This is a genomic window from Flavobacterium sp. SOK18b (assembly GCF_014156605.1).
Lineage (GTDB): Bacteria > Bacteroidota > Bacteroidia > Flavobacteriales > Flavobacteriaceae > Flavobacterium > Flavobacterium tiangeerense.
In genome coordinates this window covers 1-6865 of record NZ_QKNZ01000145.1, presented here as the reverse complement: position 1 = coordinate 6865, position 6865 = coordinate 1, and the positions used below count along the sequence as shown (strand labels likewise).

5 protein-coding genes are annotated in these 6865 nt (G+C 28.0%); 4 read left to right on the top strand and 1 reads right to left on the bottom strand.

Going from position 1 to position 6865, the window contains the following annotated elements; translation table 11 throughout:
• On the bottom strand, positions 1 to 586 hold a 586-nt coding region (locus DNC80_RS15295; protein WP_182651955.1), incomplete at its 3' end, for a recombinase family protein.
• Between the two features lie 284 nt (positions 587 to 870).
• Between DNC80_RS15295 and DNC80_RS15290 the strand changes: the two genes are divergently transcribed.
• Genes DNC80_RS15290 through DNC80_RS15275 form a run of 4 tightly spaced genes read left to right on the top strand, consistent with a single transcriptional unit; the run spans position 871 to position 6602 of the window.
• Positions 871 to 2523, top strand: coding sequence for a class I SAM-dependent DNA methyltransferase (locus DNC80_RS15290; RefSeq protein WP_255493272.1), 1653 nt, complete (start codon positions 871 to 873; stop codon positions 2521 to 2523).
• Position 2524: 1 nt separating this feature from the next.
• Positions 2525 to 3910 carry a restriction endonuclease subunit S gene (locus tag DNC80_RS15285; protein ID WP_182651953.1) on the top strand — a complete coding sequence of 462 codons (1386 nt, stop codon included), beginning with the start codon at positions 2525 to 2527 and terminating at the stop codon, positions 3908 to 3910.
• Complete coding sequence (locus DNC80_RS15280; RefSeq protein WP_182651952.1) at positions 3907 to 5580, top strand: restriction system-associated AAA family ATPase; 1674 nt, start codon at positions 3907 to 3909, stop codon at positions 5578 to 5580. Before DNC80_RS15285 ends, DNC80_RS15280 begins: the two co-directional genes overlap by 4 nt.
• Positions 5577 to 6602 carry a hypothetical protein gene (locus DNC80_RS15275; protein WP_182651951.1) on the top strand — a complete coding sequence of 342 codons (1026 nt, stop codon included), beginning with the start codon at positions 5577 to 5579 and terminating at the stop codon, positions 6600 to 6602. The genes DNC80_RS15280 and DNC80_RS15275 overlap by 4 nt, the downstream gene beginning before the upstream one ends.
• Positions 6603 to 6865: the final 263 nt, after the last annotated feature.

Genomic DNA, 6865 nt, shown 5'->3' with positions numbered 1-6865 from the left:
AAATGAGACTGTTTATTTTTCTAATTGTATTAATCGAAAGATTAGTCATTTTATTCAATTGACTTAATGAGAAGGATTCATTTCTGATAAATTTAATTTCAGCTTTATATTTACTTAAAAAATCCTCATTACTTTCTGTTATACCCTTCACTCTTCCTTTATACTTTCCTTGCAACTTTGCTATTGCAATCCCTTCTGCAATGCGTTCTTTAATTGACTCTCTTTCTATTTGCGAAACATTTGCAAGAAGATCACATATCATTTTAAAGATAGGATTAGGTTTGCCGTTTATCCTTGAATGTAAACCTAAATTCTCAATAATTAGATTTACATCTTCCGCATTCAATAGTTCCATAGTAGTTTGAATATCATAGGCATTTCTACCTAATCGATCAACAGAATGAACAACGATAGTTTTGATCGCTCCATTTCTAACATCATTTAGCAACTTTTTTGCTTGAGGTCGTTCAGTGAATGAAACCACTCCAGAAATAATATCGAAGTATTCAATCATTGACGTATCTTTCTGTCTTGCTTCGTTTTGTCCACTTGTCGAAATTCTAATATACTTCGCTGTTGTTGTCATAATTGATTTATTTTTTTAAATACAAATATAATATAATTTTCTTACAAATGTATTAAAAATAGGCTAGTATCTTTTAATACATCAAAAATCTAATGAAATCAGCATTTTCATATTGATAAATCATATTAATTTTAAGGTATAGTTTAAAATTGATATGATTTTATACCTTTTACAAAAACAATCTAGGAATTAAATACTTTCGGGTCTCACTATTTTTCAACTAAAATGATGCTTTAATGGTTTATAATTTTAAATTTGCTTTTATTAAAAATACTCTATAAAATATGCTTAACTCTGAAATAAAGAATAAAATACAACTACTTTGGGATAGACTTTGGGGCGGAGGTTTAACAAATCCAATAACTGCTATCGAACAAATTTCTTACTTACTCTTTATGAAACGTTTAGAAAAATTTCATCCAGAAGTTGAAGAAAAATATAAATGGAGCACTTACAATAGTTTCAAAGGTTTAGATTTAAAGAATAGAATTGTTGAAGTATTTACGTTTGTTCAAAATGATCTAGCAAAAGAAGACGAACCATTTGCTATTGAAATGAAAAAAGCAAAATTTGGTATCGAGACTCCCTCACTTATTGAAGATACAATTAAAATTATTGATGAAATTTTTGCAAAAATTGAAGAAGAGGAGAAAGACAAAAATCAACATTTTCAAGATACATTAGGCGATGTTTATGAGTACCTGTTGAGAGCCACAAATGAAGCAGGGAAAAATGGACAATTCAGAACTCCTCGCCACATTATACAAATGATGGCAGAATTATTACAGCCTAACATTGATAATGAAAATGTAAAGATTTGTGATGTGACTAGTGGAACATCGGGATTTCTTGTTGGCGCATTTCAATATCTAGTCAAAGAAAGTTCTAAAGTAATAGAGTTAGATGAAGAGAATCAACTAGAAAAAGGTTTAGATGGTACTAATTTAACAACTGAAAAGAAAAAAAAATTAATCGAGAACACATTTTTTGGTTTTGACATTGATTCAACTATGGTGAGAATTGGTATGATGAACATGATGATGCACGGAATAACAAAACCGAAAATAAATCATATCAATACTTTATCAGATGAGTATGAAAAATTAATGGGAAAAAATTTTAAGGAACAGATTGCAGTTGATAATTTAGTTAACGGTAGACGTGAAGCTAAAGTAAAGCATTCTGAAACAAAAGATTTGGATCACTCAAAATCCAATACACATGGTAAAGATGAGTTTTCTTATATTCTTGCGAATCCTCCATTTGCTGCAAAAGTAAACAGTAAAAGTATAAGCTCTAATCTAAATCGTATATATGACATAAAATCCGATGCAAAAAAAACGCAATCTTTACAAACGGAATTACTCTTTTTAGAAAGAATTATTTACATGCTTAAAGATGAAGGAAAAGCAATTGTAATTGTTCCCGAAGGCGTACTTTTTAATTCGGGAAAAGCATATAAAAAAGCAAGAGAGATTCTATTAAAAGATTGTGATCTTGAAGCTGTAATCTCTATGCCAAGTGGTGTTTTTAATCCATATACTGCGGTTAAAACTTCAATAATTTTATTCACGAAAAAACAATTTAAAAGTAAAATATATCACACCAAAAAGGTATGGTTTTATGAAATGAAATCTGACGGCTATACGCTAGATACTAATAGAAAAAAGTTAATTGGAAATTATCCATTACCTGTAACTATATCTGAATTTAAAACTCGAAAAAGCAAACCACAAAAAGATAGAAGGCATAAACATTTCTATGTTCCAATTAAAGAAATAGAAGAAAATAAATTGGAACTTAATATTAACTTATACAAAGAATATATATTTGAGGAACAAGAGTATGACCCACCAACTTTATTGTTAGAAAAACTTTTGACTATTGAAGACGAAATTAATAAAGGTTTAACTCATTTGAAATCAATTATAGAATAAAATGCAAAAAAAAGTTAGCATAACGGATATTTGCAATTTTCAAGGAGGTAATCAACCTCCTAAATCTGAATTTTTGGAAACTCCACAAAAGGGTTACATTAGATTATTACAAATTCGAGATTTCGAAAATGATTCAAAGGCAATATATATTGAAGATAAAGGTAGTCTCAAGAAGTGTTTAGAAGACGACATTCTACTCGCGAGGTATGGTGCATCTGTTGGGAAAGTTTTGACAGGAAAAGCAGGAGCTTATAATGTTGCTATGATGAAAATCACACCTAATGAACTGGTTTTAAAAAGGTTTATGTTTTATGTCCTAAAAAGTTATCAATTTCAAAAATTCATAAAACTCATTTCAGAATCAAGAGCGGCTCAAGCTGGATTTAACAAAACAGACTTAAGTAGATTTTATTTTTATTTACCAAGTATTGAAAAACAAGAAATAATCATTGCACAACTTGACACAATTCAATCTTTAATTGATAAAAGATTTGATAATCTTAGAATTTTGGATAATTTTCTAAACTCTTTTTATTACCATCTATTCGGAGATCCTGTAAAAAATCAAAAAAAATTTAATACAAAAAAATTAAAAGAAATTGTTAATAAAGATACAATTATCACATATGGAATAGTTCAAGCTGGTCCAAACATTGAAAACGGAATACCATATATTAAATCAGGAGAGATAAAGAACGGTAGTATAAAAAGTAATAGTTTGTCTCAAACGAGTAATGAAATTGCTGAAAAACATAAAAAGTCTAAATGTAATATTGGTGATATTATTATTAGTATTAGAGCATCTATCGGAGAATGCGCTATTGTCCCACTAGAATTAGATGGAGTTAACTTGACGAGGGGGGCTGCAAGAGTTTCACCAAATGCAAATATCGTTGATAGGTACTATTTATTTCAAACGATGTCAAGTGAAGGTTTTAAGTTTCTAACAAATAAACATATCAAAGGCTCAACTTTCAAAGAAATAAGCTTATCAAAGCTTAGAGAAATAAAAATACCTGTACCTAATTTAGAATTACAGTCTAAATTTTCTGAAACATTTTTAAACATTATGAAACAGAAAGAGTTAATAAACAAATCATTAGGACAGCTACAAGGTCTTTTTCAATCTCTTCTGCAAAATGCTTTTAAAGAAAATGTTGCTGTAAATGAGGAGCCAGTTTTCATTGAGTTAATAAAAAAAATGTCGATTGAAGATTTGAGAGGAGACAAGAAACGTTTACAATACTTAATTAATTTATTTAAGGAAAAGAAATTTGAGGATATGCATGAGTATTCAGATGCAAAAGAAATGTTGTTTGTTTTGATTGCAGAAAATGAAATAACACAAAAGTTCAATAATGATACCATTGAATTACAGATAACATGAAACTTGTAAAACTCACAATATTAGAAAAATTTAGAAGCCTTACAAAAGTTAATGGTAAAGATCTAGTAGTTAATTTTAGAGAAGATGAACCAAATGAGTCGTGGAAAGAGTTTCATCCATATTGCTTCGCAGGTCTAAACGGTAGCGGTAAATCAAACGTATTAGAAGCATTAGCTAATATTTTTTATCATCTGGAGTGTTGTACTTTAAATTCTGAGTATTCAGATTATTTAAAAAGTGATGCTTTTCAAAAATCAAAATCTGATCCAATAGCTTATGAATTAGAATACTATATTATCCCTAAAGATTCGGAAAAACAATCTATCTATGATTATGTAAATGTTATTATAAGAAAAGAAAAAAATGAAGATCCAAAAATTAAAATAAAAGCACAAGATCAGGAGGAAGACGCTAAATTCCATGAACTCAATGAATCTATAAGAACATTTTTGCCCGAATTAGTGATTGGATATTCTTCAGGAGAGAATGAAATTCTTAGCTTACCATTTATAAAATCTCGATTACTTCAACTAGATGAATATTATTATCATTTAAAAAACATCGGTAAAATAGAACTAACGTATGATTTAAATAAGAAGCCTGAAAGTAGTTTAGTTTATATGGACTATCATATGAGTCAATCAATACTACTGTCTAATTTTCTATTACAAGATGATGAGACTTTGGAGCCTTTAAAAAATCAATTGGATATAGATAAATTAGATAGTTTTAGATTAGTAATTAACAATCATGAATTATATCATAAAAGTGATGATTTAGATATTGGCTATTTACTTCCTTTAGTTAAAGAGACGGTTGATAAGCTACGTAAATGTTCTACCACTAATTATATTGAAAAAAAAGATAATGACAATAATGACTTTGAATATTTAGATTTTTGTCTAAATAAAGATACCAAAGAGGCATTTATTAAACATTTTGAGACACCAATTAGATTATTTAAGGCATTTCAAGTTCTCTCATTACTAAATTTGAGGGTTATAGATAAAGATTTAAAGAATGAAATCTACACATCTGATAGCTTATATGCTATGTATAAAATCCCTTCATACAAAGAGCGGGAACATATTTTTCATTTTAATTTGTTTAAAATAAAAAAGAATAACTGTGAAGATAAAATGTTACTGAAAGCATTCTCAGATGGCGAACATCAATTTTTACACACTATGGGTATTTGTCTTATGCTTCAAGACAAAAGCACTTTATTTCTTCTTGATGAGCCTGAAACTCATTTTAATCCTGAATGGCGGTCAGAATTTGTAAGCTTATTAAAGGAAAGTTTAGGCAAAAGCGGTGTTAACCACTTAATGAGAGATATAATTATCACGTCACATTCTCCATTTATAATATCAGATTGCTATCCTGATAAAGTAATTGTATTTGAAAAAAACAGTCAGCCTCAAAATGCAAGCGATTTAAATATAGAAACATTTGGTACTTCTGTAAATTTATTAACTAACAAAATATTTAAAAGAAAAAATACTATTGGGAATTATTCATTAAGTAAAATAACTGAATTTAGAAATAGAGGTCTAAAAGGAGAAAGTCCAAGTAAATTAATAGAAGAAATTAATAGCGAACTAGGAGATTCAATAGAAAAAATAATTCTAATAAAGGAAATTTCTCAAATAGAAAAAAGGCAAAATTGATATATCACTACGAAAATATTAGGCACAGTATTACCAAAGGACAATCTTTTGTAAATTATATTGTTTTAGAGATTTTATGTCGTTCTAAAAAGCTAGGAATGCCAGAGGAATTTGACGAAAATTTAGTTATTGATAAATACAAATCCTTAATAGCAGTAAATGAAGCTTACATAAAAGTTCCACTCAATAATGCATATCAAATTTGTCAAAAAAAGCTTAATTCAAATGATTTAAAATTACTTAAAAAGGCTTTGCATAATAACTTAGATATAGTAGGGATTTGCAATGGAAACACTAAGCCTGTATTGTATATCGATATTAAAAAAATTGATAAAGACTTAGCAAACTATCTTTACAAATTTTCAAAATATCTTTATACTGATGTTCTTAAATTAAAGGCTTTCACTGATTTATTTGGAAAACTAAAAGATCACTACCTTGAGTTCTCGACAGCTAATGGCTTAAAATCAAAAAGATGTCCTTTTTGTGGATCATCTAGAATGCTGAATGAATATAATACTAAAAAAGAAGCATACGATCATTTTTTACCAAAAGAACAATATCCTTTTATCAGTATTCATTTTATGAACTTGGTGCCAATGTGTCACACCTGCAACTCTTCATATAAAGCGAGAAAAAACCCAATAGACATTCTTAGATCGGGAGTACAAAAAAAAGTCTTTTATCCTTTTTTTAACTATGGAAAAATAAACTTTGAACTTAATATTTCCAATCTAAATTTAGCAATAATAAATCCTGCCGAAATTACAATATTTAATACTCTTGATGGAAATAGTGATGAAGTTCAATCTTGGGAAGAAATTTTCGGAATCCAAGAAAGACATAAAAGCATATATGTTGGAGATAGTTTTAATTGGTTCGAAGAAGTAAGAATAGCAACTAATGAATTTGGAGACAGTTATAATACATACAAGTCAAATTTGAACAATAACTATTATTCAAATGAAAACTTCATGAAATTATCATTATTAGAGGCTTGTGAAAAAATTGGTTTAATATAATTTTTTAAACCAATTAAGTCATTTTATAAACGTTATGATACGATTTATTGACGTAAATACTGATATTTTTATAGATTGATGCTTTTTTACTTCAAACGATTGTATATATTCCTTTTTCTTTTATGACTTCATTCATTATAAGCTCAGTAATATCTTGATTACTTTTTTTTACTAACAGAGCATCAAAGACATATAATGGATAGATGTTTATCTGATTTAGTCTTTTTATACATTCAGTAATTATTTCTACTTCTAATTTAAAC